Here is a 21950-nt window from a genome sequence, read left to right as displayed (position 1 = left end):
TAAATTATATCAAATTTATAATTGGTTCTCGCTTAAGTGAGCCTAATTAAATAAAAAAGACAGTAGACAAAATCGAAATCTTCAACATGTCTACTGTATAAAGGGGATGAATAACTTTCGGCATCTTAACTATCAACTGCTCGTTACGAATTTTTTTACTTCGGAAGCCTTATCGCCGTTTAATAAATGCGTCACACCATATAGTTCACCTTTTCCCTTATGATTAATGGCAACGTCTAAATCATTCATAATTTGCTTCATGTACTCGAATGCTTTATGCGTGTTTTCATCAGTAGGTGCCCATTCATCAACTAATTCTATTGATTCCTTCGCTTCACCATTTGGACCTAAATGTACCGTGCGGGCAAATTGCATATGAGAGATATAACTTGTTAAAAGGAACAAAGTTGTATAATCTTCTTCTAATTTTTTATTTCCTTTAATTAAATGGAGTGGTGATTCATCATTGACTACTAGTGACTTCAAGTAATACTCGAACCCTTCATCGTTGCCCGCTTTTTTCAATTTTGGGTCATTCAACGGTTCGGAAAGTAATAGATTCATCTTTGAAACCCATTCTCCGATTTCAGGATGATAAATTTGGGATTCAGATGCTTCTAGGATGTTACTATTTGTTGAGTCATTATTGTCGCTTGAATATTTAAGAGCCCCATATTCACGAACTCCAAGTGTGGCAATAATTATAACAGCAATAGTAGCAGAACCGAATAAAATTTTTCTTTTCATTCTCAAACACCTTTCCTTAATAAAGTTATTATAACCAAGAAGCGCGAGATAGACTCAATTCATTTTTTAATTAGACTTATCGCTGTTTTATTCAACTTCTTCATCTCTATGTCATTGGTAGAAAAGTTATAATCCACACCATGAATAAACTTTTCAAATACCATAGCTGTTGAGACTTGGTTATCAACACTCCAAATAATATTGTATTTTCCCTTATGGTTAGATTCTATAAAAATATCAAGGTCATTTTTTTTAGTATTTATAATCTTTTTACAGCTCTAATTTCCACCTGAATTGACATCTCATTATTTAAGTTGTTCACTTAGAAACTCCTCATTATAAATCTTGCCATAAATGTCATACGCTAGCTACATCACGAGCTATTCCTATAAGATACCATTCTCCATCTCTTTCTTGGTAGATAAACCGCAAAGATTGGAATAAATGCTCCGTTTCTCCTGGCGAATAGTATTCGACGTATTTAGCATTCGGATAAAATTCATGAATGGTATTTATTACACCTGCAAAATTCTCTCCTGGTTCATTAAATGTAATAATACTATAATCTGCATCACTCATTCCCCATTTTCGTAAGAGGAACTGTTGAACATATTCATGGAAGGACATTTCAAATTCTTTACCTGATTCATCGGCTCCCCATAAATACTTTGTATTATTTCTTTCACTTATCTCCTTCTTTGATAAGTTTACATATTCCCCTCCATAGCCATCGGGATGACCAAAATCCGCATAAAAAGCAAAGGTAACACCATGTTCTTGATCAACCTTCTCAGCAAATTTTTCATAGTTAGAATCCTTTAACAGGGAGAATATTTCTTCTGACAATGCTAATAACTTTTTTTCTGTTTCTTTTTCTGAACTCATTTTTTCAGTGTCGGTAGTCGTAGAAACCGGTTGCTTTCCACCTTCATCACAGCCGTAAAGCATTAGCAAACTTGTGACCAAAATTAAAAACCCCCTAATATTTTTCATTTTTCCTCCTGTTACCTTTTTCTTTATTATTTAAAATTGTATTTAATCTTACTGTTTCGTAATTACCCTAATTAGTATAAATTGATTTCAATAGATAATTTCCACTTTTCCCCTTATGCTCAACAAATGAAAACTCGTAGGATACATTATTAACTCCTAAAATGATTAAAACTGTATCTTCTTGTACCATATAAGCTCTAAACTCAAAATTGTTATAATCAAAGCTGTCTCTTATAGGTATTTCATTTGAATCCCCAAAAGAAATCGTATTATTCTCTTTATTAAGTTTTACTGTAGGGGCAATGATTTCTTCTAAATATTCATAATCCTTGTTTATCATTGCACTTATTGCCCGCAGTGATAAATTAAGTGTTTCTTTTAATTGTTCATGTTGTGCTTCACTCAAATCACGGTTTTGTTCGGTTCCGGTTACCGAAGTAGCCAATTTCTCTTCACCCTGACTAATCATTTGATTTTCTGGCTTAGAGGAAATTAAATGAAAAATTGTTGCACTCCCTATCAAAAGTAACAATATCATGCTAGCTGTAAGTTTCTTAAATATAAGTTTCACCCCATTCTTACGTTTTCTAGTGTTAATCCCGTTGAAGATTTGCCCGCAATTCGTTAAAGCGTTTACTCGTGTCGACAATGAAGGGTAGTTCTACTCATTTGAGTTGTTGCTCCTAAAGCTTTTAATCGTGTGATGAATACTGAAGAGCCCCTCAATATTTATTGCAGCTTTTCCTGAACAATCGCATTATCTTCATAAATTGTTCGTTGAATATCAATTAACTTCCCTTTTGTCGTGTTCGTCTTTTCCATCTTGATAACATACGTATTTGGTAGTGCCATTTCCGTACATACAATATCTTTTTCTTTACGAATATCTTCAGGGTAATTTAACTTTACAATTAATGTTTCCCCTTCTTTTTTAACACTCTCGAATACTCTGCCACAGCCATCTGAATAAGCCGTTATAAAAAGGACTTCTTCTGTTTCAAAGTCTATAGCATGGACTGTATCAAACTCGAATATTTCAGCCCATGTTAAATATAGTTTCTCATCCTGTACAATTGAAATGCTAGAACCTATCTCTGGTGGCATGTAGTTCAACTGATGTAGTAGTTTATAGTCAATATTGTCTTCCGCTGCGTCTTCCCCACTATTTTCACCCAAATTACCTGTCTGCTCACCACTATTACAGGCACCCAATAACATAATTAGTATAAACATGTATGGTAACCAATTTTTCATTGTATTCCGCTCACTCCTTTCTAATTTAGTCGCACGAAGCAGAAAAAAGTTTCGTAATTGACTAGAATTTGTTTATAATGAACTTCGGCAATAACTTTTTAAAGTTCACATGAACACGTCAAATAATCTAATAATTCAGCAAGTAAGCTTTTAGGAGTTTTTGACGTATAATGTAATTGTTTATCCAACTATTACACCATTCTCTTGGAGGGTTCGTACAAATGAGTACACGTATTGAAAAAGACTTTTTAGGCACATTAGAAATTCCAAAGGACGCATATTACGGCGTTCAGACAACTCGTGCAATAGAAAACTTCCCCATCACAAAAATGACTATGCATCCGGAATTGATCCGCGCATTTGCCATTGTGAAAAAAAGCTCAGCACTTGCGAATGCAGCGATCGGTAAATTAGACGCAACAATTGCTAATGCGATTGCGCAAGCATCTGATGACATTATTAAAGGGCATTTACACGATCAATTCGTTGTAGATCCAATTCAAGGCGGCGCAGGTACTTCAATGAACATGAATGCCAATGAAGTCATTGCTAACCGTGCGTTAGAAATATTAGGGGAAGAAAAAGGTACTTATTCAATCATCAGTCCTAACAGCCATGTTAATATGGCCCAATCAACTAATGATGCATTCCCATCTGCTATTCATATCGCAACAGTAGCAACTTTAGACAAGTTAATAATGGCGATGGAAGTAATGCGTGACAGTTTCATTCAAAAATCAGTAGAATTTGATTCCATTGTAAAAATGGGTCGTACTCATTTACAAGATGCAGTACCAATCCGTTTAGGTCAAGAATTTGGTGCATACGCGGCAGTAGTAGCACGTGATATTGCCCGTATTAAGAAAGCTCAGCAAACAATGCTGCAAATCAATATCGGTGCAACTGCTATCGGTACTGGTTTAAATGCAGATACACAATATATGAAATTAGCTGTAGAAAACATTGCTGCTTATAGTGGATTCCCATTCATTAAAGTAGATAATTTAATCGATGGTACACAAAATACAGATACGTACGCAGAAGTTTCATCAATGTTAAAAATTGCGATGATGAATATGTCGAAAATCTGTAATGATTTACGTTTAATGGCATCAGGTCCAAAAGCCGGTTTTGCAGAAATCCGTTTACCGGAACGCCAGCCTGGTTCATCTATTATGCCTGGTAAAGTAAATCCAGTTATGCCTGAAGTGATTAACCAAATTGCTTTCCAAGTAATCGGTAATGATGTTACAATTTCTCTTGCTTCTGAAGCAGGACAATTCGAATTGAATGTAATGGAGCCTGTATTAGTATTCAACTTGCTACAATCAATCGAAATTATGACAAATGGTTTTACAGTATTCACAAAATACTGCTTAGATCATATTGAAGCAAACGAAGCGCGTTTACATGATTTTGTAGAGCAATCAATCGGTGTTGTAACAGCTTTAGCCCCTCATTTAGGCTATGAACGTTCAAGCCAGATTGCCCGCGAAGCACTTCATAGCGGTAAATCTGTACGTGAACTTTGCCTACAATATAATTATTTCACAATCGAACAATTGGATATTATTTTAAATCCATTTGAATTAACACAACCAGGTATTGCTGGTGAACGTGCTTTTGAGAAAAAAGTAATTCTATAATATAAAGAAAGCTCCACTGAGAAAATTAATTTCCCGGTGGAGCTTATTTTTTAACTGAATAAAGTTTCCTTTGCTAAAGAAATGGCACGTTTACTTACTTCCAAACGATCCCCATCCGCATTTTTCTTAACGACATCATTTATTTCGTCAAAAATGGATTTTAGCTGTGCTTTCGGCTTTACACCAACCATCATCGGTGCTTTTTCGAACTCTTCAGTGCGTAGCTTTTCCTGCTTTGGTGTGAATCCTTGATCTTCCCCAATTTTCGGGAATGCTGTAGTTTGTTTTTGTATATTTCTTGGACGAGTCTGGTTCGTTAAACTTGAACTACCAGCGCCAACAGATCGAATCATGAAAGATCCCCCTTCTTTTTCCTACTTTTTTGTACATCAATATCCGCGTAAATTTCGATTTCCTGAAGCGCCTGATTTGCTAGCTGATCGGCTTCACCATTTTGTTTGCGGTCAATATATTCATAGTGAGGTCGAATGCCAAGCTTTTGCAGCTTCACATCGATTTTATCCGCCCACGTTGTCAAAACGGAATCAGTTACCGCCCATTCGCCGTTCATTTCATTAATGACTACTTGCGAATCGCCATAAATCTTCACTTTTTGATGGTGGACACCCATTTCCTCAAGCTGTTCAACCGCAAGATTCAGAGCCGCATATTCCGCTTCATTGTTTGATGTTAAATACTCCGCCAGTCGGTTCGTTCGCAAGCGATAGTTTTTCCCATTCTGTTTATAATAGACGACTATCCCTAAACCAGCCAGCTTTTCTTCTCTATGAAAACCTCCATCGAAATACACTTCCACTTCGGTTGGTTCTGTTTCCAGTGATTTTAAATATTTTTTCAGCTCTTTCATGGTCCAAGTACTGTCATGTTCATCTGTCATCACAATATTTTTTGTCCGACCCGTATTTTCCATATCCAGTACCAGCGTATAGGCATGCGCAGCAGGTATGGCCTCACTTCGCCAAGTAATTTCCTGCTTGGACTTTGTGATATAGTGCCATTCAATCGTCAATTCCAATCGGCTCTCCCCTTCCATCTGTCAGTTGCTGTAAGTCTTCTTTATAGAACCAGTTAATACACAGTGTACTAACCATTATGCCAACTATAAACGGCGGTGATACAAAAAATAAAAAATCCGCGCTGCCCATCGGTACTTTAAGAATCATTCCGAAAATGATTGGCTGAAGCACGCAAAAAACAAGACTTGTGAACAAAAGTGCACGTTTGCTGTAACGTTTGCGCATGATGTACAACACATAATACCAAGGGATGACGACAAAGAAGTAAATTGGCAAAACATAAACAATTATGGTCACGGCCGTACCGAATGTGATCGCTTCATTCGCATAAGGAATTGCAACCGCTATAAAAACAATAACCGCCATTACATAAGGTAAAAACCCCGTTAAAATGATTTGCCAACTTTTCATCCTATTCCCCCTATTTCTCATCATTATACCAAACCCCATTTGCCTATACAAAAATTGCTTTTGAGGGTATAGTACAGGGGGTGATAAAATGAAGGTAAAATTTTATGAAAATAATGTAAAACGAGTAATGGGTATTACACTCAAAGATTCAGCATTTTCCGAGGACAATAATATGGCCCTGCATGTTTGCAAAAACGAAGCTAATATTATCGAAAACCGCAAACAGCTTGCATCACTGCTGGAAACAGACCTGTCGGATTTTGTCTGCGCCAATCAAACACATAGCGCAAACTTCTTCCGTGTAGAAAAATCAGAAATCGGTAAAGGTGCGACAGACAACGCAACAGCCATTTCCGACACCGATGCCCTCTATACGTACGAATCGAATGTCGTAATCTCAAGCTTCACTGCAGACTGTGTACCCGTTCTATTTTATAATGAAAAAACAAACCTAGTCGGTGCCGTTCATTCCGGTTGGCAAGGTACGATTAAAGAAATTACTTTAAAGTTGCTACAGCATTTAAACACACAAGAAAATTGTGATATGCGTGATTTAAAAGTGTTAATCGGACCTGCAATTAGCCAGGAAAAATTTGAAGTGGATGCGGATGTGCAGGAGAAATTCAATGCACTCGGCTATGCGGATGAATTTATGTACTGGAATGAAGATACAGGTAAATTCCATATCGATAATCAGTTAACCGTGAAAAAGCAATGCATGCTTGCAGGTGTTCCTGAAGAGAATATTACAATTGACCGTATGTGCACATTTTTGGATGATGACGGATTTTCTCATCGTCAAGACCGAGGTACAGGCAGACATTTGAGTTTTATTATGCGGAAGGAATAGGTTCTTGTGTTTTGGATGAAATTTGAATCAAATAGTACTCCACTTACGATAAGTTTTGTACAGTCACATTGGAATATGGGCTTTAGATAAGTCGAAGTATTTTTTATTAGAACTTTAGATTAGATATTAGAACCTTTTGGCTGGATATTAGAAGATTCCCGAGCGATATTTGAACATTTCAACAGCTTATTAGCACATTGGACAGATATATTAGAAAACTGAACTAATATTAGCACATTTTTAAATATATTAGAAGATTCGACCTGGTTATTAAAAAACGTAAACCAACAGACTAGATAAAACAAGCGTCTCCTAAATTGGAGACGCTTGTTTACATTTACAGACTTTCAATTCTTTCTACATCTGTTGCAGTTAATTCGAAATCGAAAAGTGCTAGATTAGCTGCTTGATTATCACGGTTGTGTGATTTTGGAATAACGATTACACCGCGCTCTATTTGATATTTTAATAACACTTGCGCGCCAGTTTTCCCATAAGCTTTACCGATTTCATCTAACACTTCGTTTTGATCAGCTTCAGTTTTCATAGGCCCCCATGCAACAGGCGTAATACCCTCTTCTTGTAATAAAGCCAGAAGTTCTTTATTCTTTTCTTTTAAATTAATTTGTATTTGATTAACGGCTGGCTTCACTTTAGCGAATTCTTTCAATTCATCAAGCTGATTTTTACCAAAGTTTGAAACCCCTATTGCTTTTAGTTTGCCCGCTTCGTAATAATCTTCAAATACTTCCCAAGTGTTTTTCAGCTGTTCTTTGTCTTCGATCGGGAAGTGAATAAGAAGCAGGTCCAAATAATCTGTTTGGAAGTTTTTCAGACTATTATCTATAGCTGCTCGAGTCGCATCTTTTGAAGAAATATATTCTTCGTTCGCCGGGACTTTTGTCGTAATAAATAAATCTTCTCTAGGAACTGTGCTTTCTGCTAAAACTCTTCCGACAAGTTCTTCGTTGTTATACATAATAGCAGCGTCTATTGATCGATATCCCAACTCAAGTGCTGACACGAGTTCAGGAATTTCATTTTTTAATGCTCCTTTAAATTCATTATTTTCTTTTCCATACGTATTTGTTCCGGTACCAACAATCGACATTTTTACTCCATTATTAAGTGTAATGTATTCCATAGTTTAGGCACTCCCTTTAAATTCTCATTATTTTTCCTGCTAGTTATATCATAACGAAATATGGAATTTTCAGAAAGTAATAGGTAAAGGTCTACGCTTATAATAGTAGATTCCTAAATGTAGATAAAAAGAGACACAAATTCATAAGCGAATTGTGTCTCCATTTCTCTTATTAAACCCCATACTACTTCCTACTGAAAATATCCGTGCTGTGCGGTACATGTTTTTTTGCTGATGGGTCAATATACAACCGTGCCGCACTAATTGCAACCGGCGCTTCACCGAATCCAGTTGCAATTAATTTCACTTTTCCATCGTATGTGGTAACGTCACCAACAGCATATATTCCTTCGATATTTGTTTCCATTTTAGAGTTTACGATAATGGAATTTTTCTCAATTTCCAAACCCCACTCTTTGATTGGACCTAATGAGGATTTAAATCCATAGTTTACGATTATTTCATCCACCTCAAGTGTTTCTTTTTCTCCTTCTGCATTCCGGATGACAACTTGTTTAATGCCCTTTTCATCACCAAACAACTCATCAGGTATAAAAGGCGTTTTTATGTCTACACTCGATTTGAGCAGCTTTTCAACACTGTGCTCATGCGCTCTAAATTGATCACGTCTATGGACAATAGTAACTTTCTTTGCAATAGGCTCAAGCATAAGTGACCAGTCAATAGCTGAGTCTCCTCCGCCGAAAATAACTACATTCTTCCCCTGAAATTCATTTAACTCACTGATGAAATAATGAAGGTTTTTGCCCTCGTAATATTCTGCTCCTACAACTTCCAACTGTCTTGGCTGGAATGCACCAAGACCAGCTGTAATAATGATTGTCTTTGAATAATGTATTTCTTTGTTCGTCGTCAGCTTAAATGTTCCGTCCTCCAACTTAGTAATTGTTTCGACACTTTGCTCAGTTACTATTTCTTGGTTAAATGCTGACATTTGCTCTTTCAAATTATTCACAAGTTCCCGCGCCCGGACCTTTGGAAAACCTGCAATATCATAAATATATTTTTCTGGATAAAGTGCAGCAAGCTGCCCACCTAATTGTGGAAGACTTTCAATTAACTTAACTTCAAGCTGGCGCATACCTCCGTAGAATGCCGTAAACATACCCGCAGGACCTCCACCGATAATCGTGACGTCATATACCTTTGAATCTTCCTTCATATTGATTGCTCCTATCATTATTGGTTTATTTATAATAAAGATGGAATGAGAAAAACATCGATTGTAAGCTTTCACTACAACAAAAACTATACTGTGTTTCTATGTTGATATATTCTTTATTATGAAACGTAAGCATTCTTTATTCAGGAAGTCGGTTATTTTTACAATTTAACACGTTGCAGTCTTAATGCGTTCAATACAACCGAAACAGAACTGAATGCCATCGCGGCACCTGCTACCCAAGGAGCTAGGAAACCGAGTGCAGCAATCGGAATGCCAATGATATTATAAGCAAACGCCCAAAACAGGTTTTGTTTAATGTTCGTCATCGTTTTACGGCTCATTAAAATTGCATCTGCAATACTGTTCAGATCCCCGCGAATTAATGTAATATCTGCCGCTTCCATCGCAACATCGGTTCCTGTACCAATTGCCATTCCGATATCAGCTACCGCTAGTGCCGGTGCGTCGTTTATCCCGTCACCAACCATTGCAACATTACGCCCTTGTTGTTTCAAGGTTTCAATTTGCTGTGCCTTTTGTTCAGGCAGCACTTCTGAGATGACTTCATCAATGCCCACTTCCGCCGCAATAGCTTGAGCAGTACGTTCATTGTCCCCAGTAAGCATAATCACTTTCAGGCCAAGCGCATGCAAACGTTTCACCGCTTCAGCAGATGTTTCTTTTACCGTATCCGCCACGGCAATAATTGCTGCGAATTCTTTGTTAATGGCAACAAGCATCGCAGTCTTTCCTTGCTGTTCCAATGAAATCAATTGCTGTTCAACTGATTCATTAATATCAATTTGTTGATTACGCATTAGTTTTCTCGTACCAACAGCTACTTCGACATCATCTACTTGCGCTTCAATACCAAGTCCAGGAAGTGCTTGGAAATTTGATACAGCTGACAGTTTAATACCACGCTCTAACACACCTTCAACAATCGCTTCTGCCAAAGGATGTTCAGACTGTTTTTCTGCTGTTGCGGCAATGCGAAGCACATCATCTTCATCAAAATTATTAAACATCACTACATCCGTTAACACCGGCTTCCCGTTAGTAACGGTACCTGTTTTATCAACAACCACTGTATCGACAAAACCGGTCTGTTCAAGATGTTCCCCGCCTTTGAACAAAATCCCGAGCTGTGCGGCACGTCCTGAACCCGCCATAATCGATGTCGGTGTCGCCAAGCCGAGCGCACAGGGGCATGCAATAACAAGTACTGCTATTGTCGCTTCAAATGCCTGGATAAATTCTCCGCCGATTAGCCACCATAAAATGAATGTCACGACGGCAATTCCGACAACGATTGGTACAAAAATATTGGAAATCTTATCGGCAAGTCGTTGAATGGGTGCTTTAGAACCTTGTGCCGATTCTACAATTTTAATGATTTGTGACAGTGCTGTTTCACTGCCAACCTTTAAAGCTTTCATTTCCAGTGCACCGTTTTTGTTTAATGTGGCACCATAAACAAAATCGCCAATCTTTTTTTCGACCGGCAAACTTTCGCCTGTCAGCATCGATTCATCTACCGCAGAAGTACCGGAAACGACTTCACCATCGACAGGAATTTTTTCACCAGGCTTCACGCGGACAATATCATTAATGCGCACTTCTTCAAGCGGCACAGACTGCTCGACGGCATCCCGGATCACAAGTGCTGATTTCGCTTGCATACCCATCAACTGTTTGATGGCCTGTGAGGATTTACCTTTTGCACGTGCTTCAAACAGTTTCCCTAATAAAATTAATGTAATGAGCACCGCGCTCGTTTCAAAATACAAGTGCGGCATATGACTGCTCGAATGTGCGAGCATTTGATAAATACTATAAAAATAGGCCGCACTCGTTCCCATCACAACGAGCACATCCATATTGGCCGCACCACTGCGTAATGATTTGTACGCACCTACATAAAATTGCCAGCCAATAATAAATTGAACGGGTGTTGCTAATGCTAGCTGTACCCAAGGATTCATTAGAAGGTCAGGCACATATAAGAAGCTCGTAAATGAAAAGTGTGCCACCATCGTCCATAATAGTGGCAGTGATAAAATGGCCGCCGCGATAAATTTAATTGTTTGCCGTTGGATTGCTTTTTCCCGATGATCAACCGGGTCGCCCTCGACTACAGCTTGTGCCCCATAGCCAATTTTCTCAATACGCGCAATAATATCGGACACCGAAACTTGTGACGGATTAAATTCTATCGTCGCTTTCTCCAATGCCAAGTTCACATTCGCAGTAGAAATCCCGTCCATTTTCCCAAGCACCTTTTCGATTCTTGCCGAACATGCCGCACACGTCATACCATCGATTGTGAAATCTGCTTTCTCTTTGACAACATCATAGCCGAGCGCCTGGATTTTTTGCTCGATATCCTGTGCTTTGATGACCGTTTCATCATATTGAACCGCTGCTTTTTCAACCGCTAGATTGACGTTCGCTGATTCGACCCCTTCCATGCGGTTCAACCCTTTTTCAATCCTTGCCGAACATGCCGCACACGTCATACCTGTTACTTGCAATGTCAATTCTTTTGTCATATTCTCACCTCTTTATACCTCAAGGGGGTATAAAATTTTATAAAAAGAGAGGTTCTCTAATTAGAGAACCTAAAACATTCGTAAACCTCAATTATTAAACAACGTCATAACCTTGTTCATCAATTGTTTCTTTAATTTTATCAACTGAAACAGCATCTTCGTTATACGCAACTGCTACCTTTTTTTCAGTTAGGTCCACTTTTACTTCCTGTACACCAGCTAATGCGCCAACACTTGTTTCAACAGCTTTTACACAATGCCCGCATGTCATACCATTTACATTTAAAATTACGTTTTCCATTCTCAAACACTCCTTATTTTTTCATCATTTTTTGAATTGTAACTACAAGCTCGTCTAATACTTCCGTGTCGCCTTCATTTAAACGATCGACTACACAGCCTTTTAGATGACCTTCCAGCAAAATTTTCGCGACACTATTTAAAGCAGATTGAGTGGCCGATAATTGTGTAATGACATCATCACAATAAATATCTTTCTCAATCATACCTTTAATCCCACGAATTTGCCCTTCTATACGATTTAATCTTGTCGTCAAATCTTTTTTTATCGGTTCAGGATGATGACTTTTACGACAGCTCACTTCATGAATTACGTGCTCTTCGTTGCTTTCATGGATCATTCAACCAATCCCCCTTACTTATTTTTACATTACCATACCTATATGGGGTATGTAAAGTTCCAAGACGTTCCTATTTATGTGCAATTCATAGCAACATATTCATTCAAATCAAAAAAAGCGCTGAAGCTCCTATAAAAGAACTTCAACGGCCTTATTTTATATAGACACCATAATGGAATTTTGCAGTTAGACGGACATCGCGCTGAAAATGATACCGTTCAAACCAATCCGATTTAAAATGTGCCTTTAAAACAACACGTCTTTTAGCAACACGCTTTGCTTCTATTACCCATTCATCCGTTAACGGGATATGGTTACCAGCGAAACGTAATGCTTCAAAATTAGTCGATTCCTCGATTACTTCGGTAAACATCGGATCCATATATACAACATCAAAACTGTTATCTTCCTGTTTTTTCAAAAATTCAAGCGCATTGGCATGAATGACTTTAATATTGCGCATATAGGACGTTAATGGGAGCTCGGAAGTATCATAAGTTTGCATACCTGTTTTCACAATAAATGCTACATTTTGATCGGCTTCAAGACCGATGATTTCACCACTATTCCCAACCGCATATGCCGCTAATAAGCTGTCTGAGCCGATACCGAGCGTACAATCTAAAAACGTATCGCCCTTTTGTAAAGCACACGCTGTAAGCAATGGCTCTTCTTCACCACGATCTACTCGTTTCAATCGAAATGCAGCAGAATTCGGATGAAAAAAGAAAGGCGCCTCAGCACCTTTCGCGTAATATTCATAACGGTTTTTCCCAGCAACGATTACATTCGCATCGTAAATTTCAGCAAGTTTACGAACTGAACGCTTTTGTCGTGGAATAATTTTCGCATTTAGTTCCTGACTTGCTAGTTCAGCTAATTTTAGCGATTGCTCGTCTGGACGTCCGGCAGTCGTGATGATTGTTAGTCGGCACATACTTGCTTTAATACATCTACTAAATGGTCACGAATTTGTTCCATAGGGAAGCCTTCGATTTGTTCACGTGGAATGAAATATGCTAATTGACCACCTTTTAAAATTGCCATAGAAGGCGAACTTGGTGGCACTTCATCAAAATAACCGCGCATCGCTGCTGTTGCTTCAGGGTCTTGACCTGCAAAAACAGTTACTAATTGATCCGGTTTTACTTCTGAAACTGCTTCACGGGCAGCCGGACGTGCTAAACCTGCAGCACAACCACATACGGAGTTAATGACAACAAGAGCTGTCCCCTTCGTTTCTGCCATAAATTCATGTACGCTATCCGCAGTCGTTAATTGTGTAAAGCCTGAATTTTCAAGCTCTGTACGCATTGGCTGTGTTACTTGACGCATGTATTCATCATAAGCATTTGTCATTTCCATAACCTCTTTCTGATTCTTATCTATTCACAATGCCCATTATATCAATGTTTTTCCGAGTTGTACAAAGATTGGATTGCTTTGACCTCGAATTTTAGGATACCTTTCCCTCCCAAAATAATGCTTAAAAATGAACCTTTTTATTAAAGTCAAGCTTGAATAATAGTTTGTCGAACAAATTTCCTTTATTTGTTACAAATTTATGAAATGTGTCAATTCTTACACATTTCGACACCTGGAATTTTTTGAATAAGATACCATATAAAAGTCATAAATATATTTCATCCACATAATGAAGATTACTAATAATAACGAATGGAGAGTTTACTTTGAAGATCTACTTGTTAAAAAAAATGTTAAAACTAAGAATTGAATTGAAAAGAAAATATATGTATAAAAAAGCAAAAAATTTAGGATATACGCATCCACAAGTAGTAAATTGCAGTCAGGAATTAGACGAATTACTTAATAAGTATTCTGATGTAGCTGCTTAATTACGGCTGTTCATCCATACCTATCGTTCCCTACAAAGCTTCACGCCTGAAGGATTAGCTTTATACTACTATTAAGATATGGATGAGCAGTATCATAAATTAAGTAAGTGTAGATTTTAAAAGACGTTTAGGACAGCATCAATGTTATCTGATGCTGTCTTTTTTTAGTTGTTAGTAGTCACGCCCGTGCTTCTCCAGGAAAGCGGACGTCGTAACCGAGAACAACGGCTACATGGTAGCACATTACACATCACCATTAATATGTTAAGATAATAAAAATAATAGTAAACAAGGTAGGAACAGCATGAATATAGTACCGTACGAAATAAAGTATGCAGCTAAAATTGCTGCACTTTTAAATGATTATTTACCATTTGAAATAGAAAATGCCCACACTATTGATCAGGCTGGTGGCATCCGTTATTTATCGCTCAATGAGCATGAGGAGGTTGTTGGCTATATTGCTGGATATGAAATAATTGATTTCAATAAGGACTTCCCTTATTTCCAGAATGAACTACAGTTTTTAAAAGAGCGTGTTTCGTCAGGCACAGCCTTTTATACAAGCCACTTTGTCGTCCATCCGAATGAGCGGAAAAAAGGGATTGGGACGGAACTTTTGCGTGCATACCTCAGTGCAGCTGAAACAATTGCACAGACGATTATAACGGTTGGCTGGGTACAGTCCGATACGAACCGCTGGGCAGCCGAGCGCCAATTTGTAGAACAAGGGTTCGAACCCGTCATTTATATGCCGCGCTATTTTGAACCTTACAAAGTCGATTGCCCTAGTTGCAAAGGACTTTGCTATTGCGATGCTCATATTTTTATAAAATAATAAAAGCCTAAAACAGCTTTGTGTGACTTGCTACTTTAGGCTTTTTTGCATTTAATATCTTCTCCCCCTCTCTTTGTACACCCTACAAATACATTTGATTTTCTTAAATATACAAAACGTCACATTTCAGACACAATCACCTCATCAAATATACAGTTATTTACAATGACAATTTTCATGCCTATTCAACAAAATTTTCGAGAATAAAAAAGATTTATAGGTACTAAATTTTCTTTGACTATTAAACAACCCTTGCATTATTAAATTTTTTCTTTCTAGAGTTAATTCTGAATTTTTTCTAAAAATGGTATTCTATATATTTCTTACTATACTAAAAAAGTTACTTTAAATTAGGAGGAGAGACCATGGATAAAAAACAAAAAAAATCCTTAATCGATCGATTTTTAAATGGAATAGAAACAGCAGGTAATAAATTGCCTGACCCTATTACTATTTTCGCCATGTTAGCAGGTTTAGTCTTACTTGCTTCTTGGTTGTTAAACAAAATCGGTCTAACAGCAGTGAGTCCAACTTCCGGTGAAACATTGGAAGTTGTAAACTTACTTTCTAAAGAAGGTTTGCATCAGATATTAACAAACATGGTGTCAAACTTCACAAGCTTTGCGCCACTTGGCATCGTGATCGTTGCGATGATTGGTATTGGTGTAGCCGAGCATAGTGGTTTAATTACTACGATGATGAAAAAGACAGTACTATCTGCACCAAAGGGCCTGATCGTACCTGTCCTAATTTTCACAGCAATTTTTGGTAGTGTCGCAACAGATGCCGCATACATCATCTTGCCACCTATTGCTGCAATGATCTTCATGAGCATTGGACGCCATCCATTAGTTGGTATGGTTGCGGCTTATGCAGCAATTGCTGGTGGATTTAGTGCGAACATCCTAATTACATCACTGGATGTATTACTTGTTGGGATTACACAGGAAGCTGCGCGCCTAGTTGACCCGGAATTTACAGGTCTTGCAACGATGAACTACTACTTCATGGCCGTATCAACTGTATTATTAATTGCAGTTGCAACATGGGTAACAGTAAAAATCGTAGAGCCTCGATTCGGTAAATACGAAGGTAAAGTTGAAGTATTAGAAAAAGTAACACCTAAAGAAAGTAAGGCACTTATTTGGGCAACCGTATCTGCGCTTATTTATATCGCTGTTCTACTGGTTACGGTACTTCCGGAAAACGGTATTTTACGCGGTGAAAACGGTGAATTTTTACAATCACCATTTATGTCGGGTATCGTACCATTAATGCTATTCCTTTTCTTAATTCCTGGTATCGTCTACGGAATGGTAGTCGGTACAATCAAATCAGACCGCGATGTTGCTGGGATGATGTTCAAATCAATGGCAGACCTTGCATCATTCATCGTGCTGGCATTCGTTGCTGCACAAATGATTGCATTCTTTAGCTGGAGTAATATCGGCACAATTTTAGCAATTAAAGGTGCTGAAACATTACAGGCTATGAACTTCACGGGTGTACCAATGTTTATCGGATTCATCTTCATCGTGGCGTTAGTTAACTTACTAATGGCATCAGCTTCTGCGAAATGGGTACTACTTGCACCAATTTTCGTACCGATGTTTATGTATTTAGGCTACTCACCCGCTGTAACGCAAATGGCTTACCGTGTCGGTGACTCCATTACAAACCCGATTACACCGCTTCTTGCATACTTTGCGATGCTACTTGCATTTGCACGTAAGTATGATAAAAACATTAAAATGGGTACACTGATTTCAGCTTTAATTCCGTATTCAATTTTCTTCGCAATCATGTGGATTATTTTATTCGGGGTATGGCTATTACTAGGTTTACCAATGGGCCCAGGTGAAATATTGCATATTAATAAGTAACCTAAAGGAAAAGCACGACATGCTACATACATGTCGTGCTTTCTTTTCTTGTTTAATCGTGTTAAAAATGGAAATCATCTTCACAAATTATTTCTTCTTTCGGGTCATATGGTTCAATATGGACAAGTGTTGTCGTAAATTTGCTCAATTGCTCAACTGCCTGTTCAATTTGCTCGGTAATAGCATGCGAATCCCTGACATTTAAATTTGGATTCACACGTACTGTAACATCTACTAAAATTAAGCTCCCATGCTGTCTTCCACGGACATCTACCACTTCGCGCACCCGAGGAATTTTCGTTACTCGTTCTTCTATCGATGAGATTAACTCCGTATCAAATCCATCCGTTAAAGAGAAAACCGCATCTTTAAAGATTTCTATAGCCGTTTTTATAATAATCAAACCAATAATAAATGCCGTGATTGTATCAACAATTGGAAAACCTAGAATTGCAGCACTAATACCAATAGCTGTCCCTATACTAACTAACGCATCCGATCGATTATCGTATGCTGCTGCCCTGACCGCTGAGCTATTGATTTTTGTAGCGAGTTTAAGGTTATATTTATAAACTGCAAACATAACTACAGCACTAAATAATGCAACAATAATTGTAATTACAGAAGGCTCCTGCTCAATCGGATTTACTATTTTCTCCCCTGCCGATAAAAGAACTTCAATACCTACGTAAATCATAATAAATGAGGCAACAAGTGAAGCGATTGTTTCTGCACGGAAATGTCCGTATCGATGATCATCATCAGCTGGACGCTGTGAAATTCGCAGCCCAATTAATACCGCAATGGATGCAATAATATCTGTTGTATTATTTAAACCGTCTGCTTTTAATGCTTCTGAATCTCCTATAAAACCTACAGTAAGCTTCAGTATACTTAAAAATATGTAGGCAACTATGGATAAATAGGCTCCTTTTTCACCAGCCCGTAAATTTGTATATTGCTCCAAAATGTTTCCTCCCTGAAAAACTTCTTTAAACACGAAAGAGGTTACCCCTTTTCTAAAAATCAGAAAAGGAAGTAACCTCCAAAAATGCAGTTTATAATATTATATCAAAAATATAATGAACTGCCTAATTTATTTTGGCGGATCCACTACTACTTTATATATATTCAAAATCTCTCCGGCTTCAGATATATTTAATGCATTTAGTTGACCGGTCATATAGCAGCCACCGTCAATCCCAATATATTTGGCATCTTCACTTATCCACACATCACTTGAATCATGAATTAAGTGCACAGGTGTATGACCAAATACATTGACATAGGGTGTGCGGTTTTGAGACAAATAATGCTTACGAATCCAAAGAAAATCTTCGGCACTTGTATTATCAATTGTTTCAAAATTCGAATCAAATCCGGCATGTGTAAACAAAACATTTCCAATAATCACAAAAAGTTTGCTTGTTGTTATCATCGAAATTTCTCTCGCAAACTTTTCCTTAATCATTTCAACTTGTATGACTGGATTTACTGTCATGAACTCATTCGGAAGTTGATCTTGAAAATTTCTAATTGTATCCAGACCGCCGTTTTTAAAAAAGCGGTCTTGTTTTATATCCGGGAAATTTAAATAATCGATCAACATGTCTTCATGATTGCCTAGGCAAACGATTACTTGATCACCGAATTCGTCTTTTAATTCCAGCACTTTTTGTATAACCTCTAATGACTTTGGTCCACGGTCGATTAAATCTCCTAAAATCACCAGTGTATCTTTTTTGTCCCAAAATGAAAGTACATGAACAAATTGATCATAATGGCCGTGAATATCGCTTACTACAAAGATGTTTTTCATAAGTCACCCACTTTTCAACCTGTTTCATTTTTAGTTTATGTAGGAATTTCTTACATTTTCCTTATATATATATTTCCCCCATTTTTTTATTTAAACTATAATTGCTTAAATAAATTCAATTTCACTTCCCCATATCCGATTCACCTTAATCTCTTTACTATTAAAATTAATTTCATAAACATCCGGATTGGATAGTTGTTTCCATTCATTAAATCCAAAATCACCATTATAGTGATTGATTAATAACGACATAATATTCCCGTGCGTAACGATTGCTACAGACGTATGATTTCCTTGTCGCAGTTCATTTACTAATTCAATCATTCGATTAACGGCCTCATTACTCGATTCTCCACCCGTAAACTTTAAATCATAATCTATGTAGGTTTGCTGTAATTTTTCAAGCCAATCTACAAGATTTTCACTACTCAATACCCTTTCCTTTAATCGTTCATCTACTTTAAAGGGAATACCGTTGTCCTGGATGAACATTTCTATTGTCTGTATGGCTCTTTCATATGGACTGGAAATGACTTCCTCTATTTGATAAGGAATTAAAAAATCCGCAAGACGCTTTCGTGCTTCCATTCCCGTTGCCGTCAACATTGCCTCAGGAGCTTGCCCCTCTGCTTCACAATGTCGAATGATATATACTTTCATGAAATGATATCCCCCTTTATTATAAAAAAAACGCATCAAAAAGTTGACGCGTTAACAGTTAATTATTGATGATTTGCACTAATGTATTGAAAGCTTTCTTCGCTTCGGGAATTGGAAATACCGGAAATACATGATTCATATTCGGGTATTCGTAATAATGGAGGGCTACATTTTGTTCATTTGCTTTACTTCGCAACATTCTTGCATCGACAAGAAGAAGCTCTCCTGTCCCAACAAAAACCGTTATTTGACCAATATCCTTTATTTCTCCATGCAAAGGGCTGACTTTATAATGTGTTAAATCCAGTCCGTTTGCCCACATACGACCGAGTTCCTGTGCCCCTAATACGCCAAGCATCGGATCTAGTTTTTCCAGCGTTTTATACTGAGGATCCTCTCCTCTTACATCTAGCCATGCCGAATGAAGTACAATATGCTGCGGCTGCATTTTCGACAGGTGCTTTACATCTTGCGCGAATGCCAACGCTAACCCGCCACCAGCAGAATCCCCCATAAAAATAAACGGTACGTCATAATCTTTTACTAATTGATCATACAAGCTATGAATTGCCTCAAATGCTTCCTTAACCGTATTCCGTGGAAGCTTCGGATAAATCGGTACGACAATTGTAAAATTCGTTACTTCAGCCAGCTTTACTAAGTAGCGCCAATGAAAAATGAGCGGGTCATTAATGTAAGCTCCCCCGTGGAAATAATAAATCACTTTTTTCGGAGAAGGCTGGTCATTAATCGTGTAATACAGCATCCCGGCTATCTCGTTTTTTCTAATCGAGTGCTTTTGCTGAAATTTCTCATCTAATACATAGGGCCGCTCATTGTATTTGCTTGCTATAAATTTTTCCATTAGCCGTGCATCCAAAAATTTCTTTTTAGTTCCCCTTAGCATTAAAAACCTTTCAAACAACACACTTTGCCAACTTCGCATCCACAGACCTCCATTTACTCAGTAAATTGTGCCATATAGCGTATGTAAAGAATTTGTAGATTATAATCGCGACTTACCACCAATCGATGCTCCAGCTTACTTTCAAAAATGCCCCTAATATTTCCGCTCCTGTCTTTCGGAACTATGAAACAGTTCTACCAACTTTTCAAATACTTCTTCTTCCTGATTGACTACTTTATAAGCGTTTGGAGATACATCCTCTGCACCTACACTTAAGATTTTATGATCCAAATCTATTGCGATTGTAGGACCACTTAAATATAGATATTGAGGACGGATAATCCAAAAATCAAAATCTTCATCTTTTTGAGAAAAATCTTTTTTATAAAGTTTCACTTCGACGGATTTTATATAATTCAACAATTCTTCCTGTTTTTCCTCTGATAAAGAATAATTCGTTTGTGGATAAACGAATTCATCGCGATCTAAATTCTCATAATATGTAGCAAAAGCAATTTCCCGATCATCAAACTGACCTTGGAAAATATTTTCAAGCGTGTTGGTTTTCTTTTTCATTTCCGCCTCCACCCGTTCAACAAGTGGCGCTTCTGTATTGATGACTCCTTGGCCCTCCATTTCATTTTGCTCACTACACCCAGTTAAGACGAGCATGGCGAATAGGAATGGTAGTATCTTTTTCATAACAAGCTCCTTTCTATCTTTGCTTACTATTTAAAAAATTGATTTACTAATTCATAGATTCTGGTACACCTTTTCTCATGAGTTGCTCATATTTTTTTGTTTTGTACTTTTTTAAAATAAAGGAACCAATTACTCCGATATATAACGAGAATAAAAACACAATTTTATAATCTTGAACTTGCTGGCGATATACATCAAATGCAGCTAAAATTAATGGGATAATTCCAAATAGTGACATGAAAAAGAATATATTATCGAGTGTTTTCAAATATTTCATCTCATTACCTCCCATGTTGTAATTGACGTACTTTTTTATGGAATTTGTATAACCCATAGCTATACCATATAACTACTGGTATCCCCATAATAATAAGAGCATTTAACCAATCGTAATCAAAATAAAATGTTGCAATATATGCGCCAATTACTGCAGCCGCAAATCCAATTACATAAAATGACATTATATTGCGAAATCTTCGTTCACGGTCAATGAGTGATAATTGATCTGAAAAAATATCCTTTCCCTCAATTGATATGAAAATATGTTTCATATAATAATGATTTTTTGCAATTAGCTCCCAACCAGCTTCATGGAAAAGCTTCTTATAATCATCAAACTCTTCTTTATCTTTTAAACTTCTGAAATCAATTTTGTATCGCATATTTACCGCATCTAAATCAACTTTAAATATATAATAGTTTTCACCAATTTCTTTTTTATCGTAATCTACAAGACGCCAACCGCTTTGGGCAAGCTCGTTTAACCATTGTTCTTCAGCTTCAAATGAATTAAATCTTTTACTCAATGTTCGTGTAATTGCCAT

26 protein-coding genes are annotated in these 21950 nt (G+C 37.3%); 5 read left to right on the top strand and 21 right to left on the bottom strand.

The window, feature by feature from the left end:
- Nucleotides 1-132: 132 nt before the first annotated feature.
- From SNE38_RS04845 to SNE38_RS04830, 4 genes are all read right to left on the bottom strand, one after another.
- Complete coding sequence (locus SNE38_RS04845; RefSeq protein WP_336045981.1) at nt 133-747, bottom strand: hypothetical protein; 615 nt, start codon at nt 745-747, stop codon at nt 133-135.
- Between the two features lie 357 nt (nt 748-1104).
- Nucleotides 1105-1740: a hypothetical protein gene (locus SNE38_RS04840; RefSeq protein WP_336045980.1), complete on the bottom strand. Its 636-nt coding sequence runs from the start codon at nt 1738-1740 to the stop codon at nt 1105-1107.
- Between the two features lie 67 nt (nt 1741-1807).
- Complete coding sequence (locus SNE38_RS04835) at nt 1808-2278, bottom strand: hypothetical protein (protein ID WP_336045979.1); 471 nt, start codon at nt 2276-2278, stop codon at nt 1808-1810.
- A gap of 191 nt (nt 2279-2469) precedes the next feature.
- Nucleotides 2470-2994 carry a dehydrogenase gene (locus tag SNE38_RS04830; RefSeq protein WP_336045978.1) on the bottom strand — a complete coding sequence of 175 codons (525 nt, stop codon included), beginning with the start codon at nt 2992-2994 and terminating at the stop codon, nt 2470-2472.
- A 221-nt stretch (nt 2995-3215) separates the two neighbouring features.
- On the opposite strand from SNE38_RS04830, the gene aspA reads away from it, so the two are divergent.
- Complete coding sequence (aspA, locus tag SNE38_RS04825; protein WP_191705426.1) at nt 3216-4640, top strand: aspartate ammonia-lyase; 1425 nt, start codon at nt 3216-3218, stop codon at nt 4638-4640.
- A 50-nt stretch (nt 4641-4690) separates the two neighbouring features.
- Here the strand turns inward: aspA and SNE38_RS04820 are convergent, their stop codons facing one another.
- The 3 genes from SNE38_RS04820 to SNE38_RS04810 are packed head-to-tail and all read right to left on the bottom strand — an operon-like array spanning nt 4691 to nt 6088.
- Nucleotides 4691-4993, bottom strand: coding sequence for a DNA primase (locus tag SNE38_RS04820; RefSeq protein WP_336045977.1), 303 nt, complete (start codon nt 4991-4993; stop codon nt 4691-4693).
- Entirely contained in the window at nt 4990-5676 is a 687-nt protein-coding gene (locus tag SNE38_RS04815) for a DUF771 domain-containing protein (protein ID WP_336045976.1), read from the bottom strand. Before SNE38_RS04815 ends, SNE38_RS04820 begins: the two co-directional genes overlap by 4 nt.
- On the bottom strand, nt 5660-6088 hold the full coding sequence (locus SNE38_RS04810) for an ATPase (protein WP_336045975.1): 429 nt from the start codon (nt 6086-6088) through the stop codon (nt 5660-5662). The genes SNE38_RS04815 and SNE38_RS04810 overlap by 17 nt, the downstream gene beginning before the upstream one ends.
- A gap of 88 nt (nt 6089-6176) precedes the next feature.
- On the opposite strand from SNE38_RS04810, the gene pgeF reads away from it, so the two are divergent.
- A complete protein-coding gene (gene pgeF / locus SNE38_RS04805) occupies nt 6177-6938 on the top strand; it encodes a peptidoglycan editing factor PgeF (RefSeq protein ID WP_191705422.1) in 762 nt (253 codons plus the stop codon).
- Between the two features lie 337 nt (nt 6939-7275).
- On the opposite strand, the gene SNE38_RS04800 is transcribed toward pgeF, so the two are convergent.
- From SNE38_RS04800 to SNE38_RS04770, 7 genes are all read right to left on the bottom strand, one after another.
- A complete protein-coding gene (locus SNE38_RS04800; RefSeq protein WP_336045974.1) occupies nt 7276-8082 on the bottom strand; it encodes an aldo/keto reductase in 807 nt (268 codons plus the stop codon).
- Nucleotides 8083-8266: 184 nt separating this feature from the next.
- Complete coding sequence (locus SNE38_RS04795; protein ID WP_191705420.1) at nt 8267-9265, bottom strand: NAD(P)/FAD-dependent oxidoreductase; 999 nt, start codon at nt 9263-9265, stop codon at nt 8267-8269.
- A 161-nt stretch (nt 9266-9426) separates the two neighbouring features.
- Nucleotides 9427-11820, bottom strand: a complete 2394-nt coding sequence (locus SNE38_RS04790) for a heavy metal translocating P-type ATPase (protein ID WP_336045973.1) — start codon at nt 11818-11820, stop codon at nt 9427-9429.
- 94 nt (nt 11821-11914) lie between these two features.
- Nucleotides 11915-12121, bottom strand: coding sequence for a copper chaperone CopZ (gene copZ / locus SNE38_RS04785; RefSeq protein ID WP_336045972.1), 207 nt, complete (start codon nt 12119-12121; stop codon nt 11915-11917).
- A 13-nt stretch (nt 12122-12134) separates the two neighbouring features.
- Entirely contained in the window at nt 12135-12461 is a 327-nt protein-coding gene (locus tag SNE38_RS04780; RefSeq protein WP_191705417.1) for a metal-sensitive transcriptional regulator, read from the bottom strand.
- Nucleotides 12462-12612: 151 nt separating this feature from the next.
- On the bottom strand, nt 12613-13398 hold the full coding sequence (locus tag SNE38_RS04775) for a class I SAM-dependent methyltransferase (protein ID WP_191705416.1): 786 nt from the start codon (nt 13396-13398) through the stop codon (nt 12613-12615).
- The gene (locus SNE38_RS04770; RefSeq protein ID WP_191705415.1) at nt 13386-13820 is read right to left on the bottom strand and encodes a BrxA/BrxB family bacilliredoxin; all 435 of its coding nucleotides are present in this window, start codon (nt 13818-13820) and stop codon (nt 13386-13388) included. Before SNE38_RS04770 ends, SNE38_RS04775 begins: the two co-directional genes overlap by 13 nt.
- 356 nt (nt 13821-14176) lie before the next feature.
- On the opposite strand from SNE38_RS04770, the gene SNE38_RS04765 reads away from it, so the two are divergent.
- From SNE38_RS04765 to SNE38_RS04755, 3 genes are all read left to right on the top strand, one after another.
- A complete protein-coding gene (locus SNE38_RS04765) occupies nt 14177-14317 on the top strand; it encodes an aspartyl-phosphate phosphatase Spo0E family protein (protein ID WP_404829040.1) in 141 nt (46 codons plus the stop codon).
- 304 nt (nt 14318-14621) lie between these two features.
- Nucleotides 14622-15155, top strand: a complete 534-nt coding sequence (locus SNE38_RS04760) for a GNAT family N-acetyltransferase (RefSeq protein WP_191705413.1) — start codon at nt 14622-14624, stop codon at nt 15153-15155.
- Between the two features lie 365 nt (nt 15156-15520).
- On the top strand, nt 15521-17038 hold the full coding sequence (locus tag SNE38_RS04755) for an AbgT family transporter (protein WP_191705412.1): 1518 nt from the start codon (nt 15521-15523) through the stop codon (nt 17036-17038).
- 61 nt (nt 17039-17099) lie between these two features.
- Here SNE38_RS04755 and SNE38_RS04750 read toward each other — a convergent pair whose 3' ends face one another.
- The 7 genes from SNE38_RS04750 to SNE38_RS04720 all read right to left on the bottom strand — a co-directional run bounded on the left by SNE38_RS04750 (nt 17100) and on the right by SNE38_RS04720 (nt 21950).
- Nucleotides 17100-18005: a cation diffusion facilitator family transporter gene (locus SNE38_RS04750; protein ID WP_191705411.1), complete on the bottom strand. Its 906-nt coding sequence runs from the start codon at nt 18003-18005 to the stop codon at nt 17100-17102.
- 129 nt (nt 18006-18134) lie between these two features.
- Nucleotides 18135-18857 (bottom strand): metallophosphoesterase family protein, encoded by a 723-nt coding sequence (locus SNE38_RS04745; protein WP_191705410.1) that lies wholly within the window; start codon nt 18855-18857, stop codon nt 18135-18137.
- 105 nt (nt 18858-18962) lie between these two features.
- Complete coding sequence (locus SNE38_RS04740; RefSeq protein WP_191705409.1) at nt 18963-19517, bottom strand: histidine phosphatase family protein; 555 nt, start codon at nt 19515-19517, stop codon at nt 18963-18965.
- A 58-nt stretch (nt 19518-19575) separates the two neighbouring features.
- Entirely contained in the window at nt 19576-20382 is an 807-nt protein-coding gene (locus tag SNE38_RS04735; RefSeq protein ID WP_336045971.1) for an alpha/beta hydrolase, read from the bottom strand.
- A gap of 195 nt (nt 20383-20577) precedes the next feature.
- Entirely contained in the window at nt 20578-21126 is a 549-nt protein-coding gene (locus SNE38_RS04730; protein ID WP_191705407.1) for a lipoprotein, read from the bottom strand.
- Nucleotides 21127-21172: 46 nt separating this feature from the next.
- Nucleotides 21173-21403 carry a hypothetical protein gene (locus SNE38_RS04725; protein ID WP_191705406.1) on the bottom strand — a complete coding sequence of 77 codons (231 nt, stop codon included), beginning with the start codon at nt 21401-21403 and terminating at the stop codon, nt 21173-21175.
- Nucleotides 21404-21407: 4 nt separating this feature from the next.
- Nucleotides 21408-21950, bottom strand: a complete 543-nt coding sequence (locus SNE38_RS04720; protein ID WP_191705405.1) for a DUF2812 domain-containing protein — start codon at nt 21948-21950, stop codon at nt 21408-21410.

It is taken from the genome of Solibacillus ferritrahens (assembly GCF_037027585.1).
GTDB lineage: Bacteria > Bacillota > Bacilli > Bacillales_A > Planococcaceae > Solibacillus > Solibacillus ferritrahens.
Note: the sequence above shows the minus strand (reverse complement) of the source record. Positions and strands in the feature narration are given on the sequence as shown.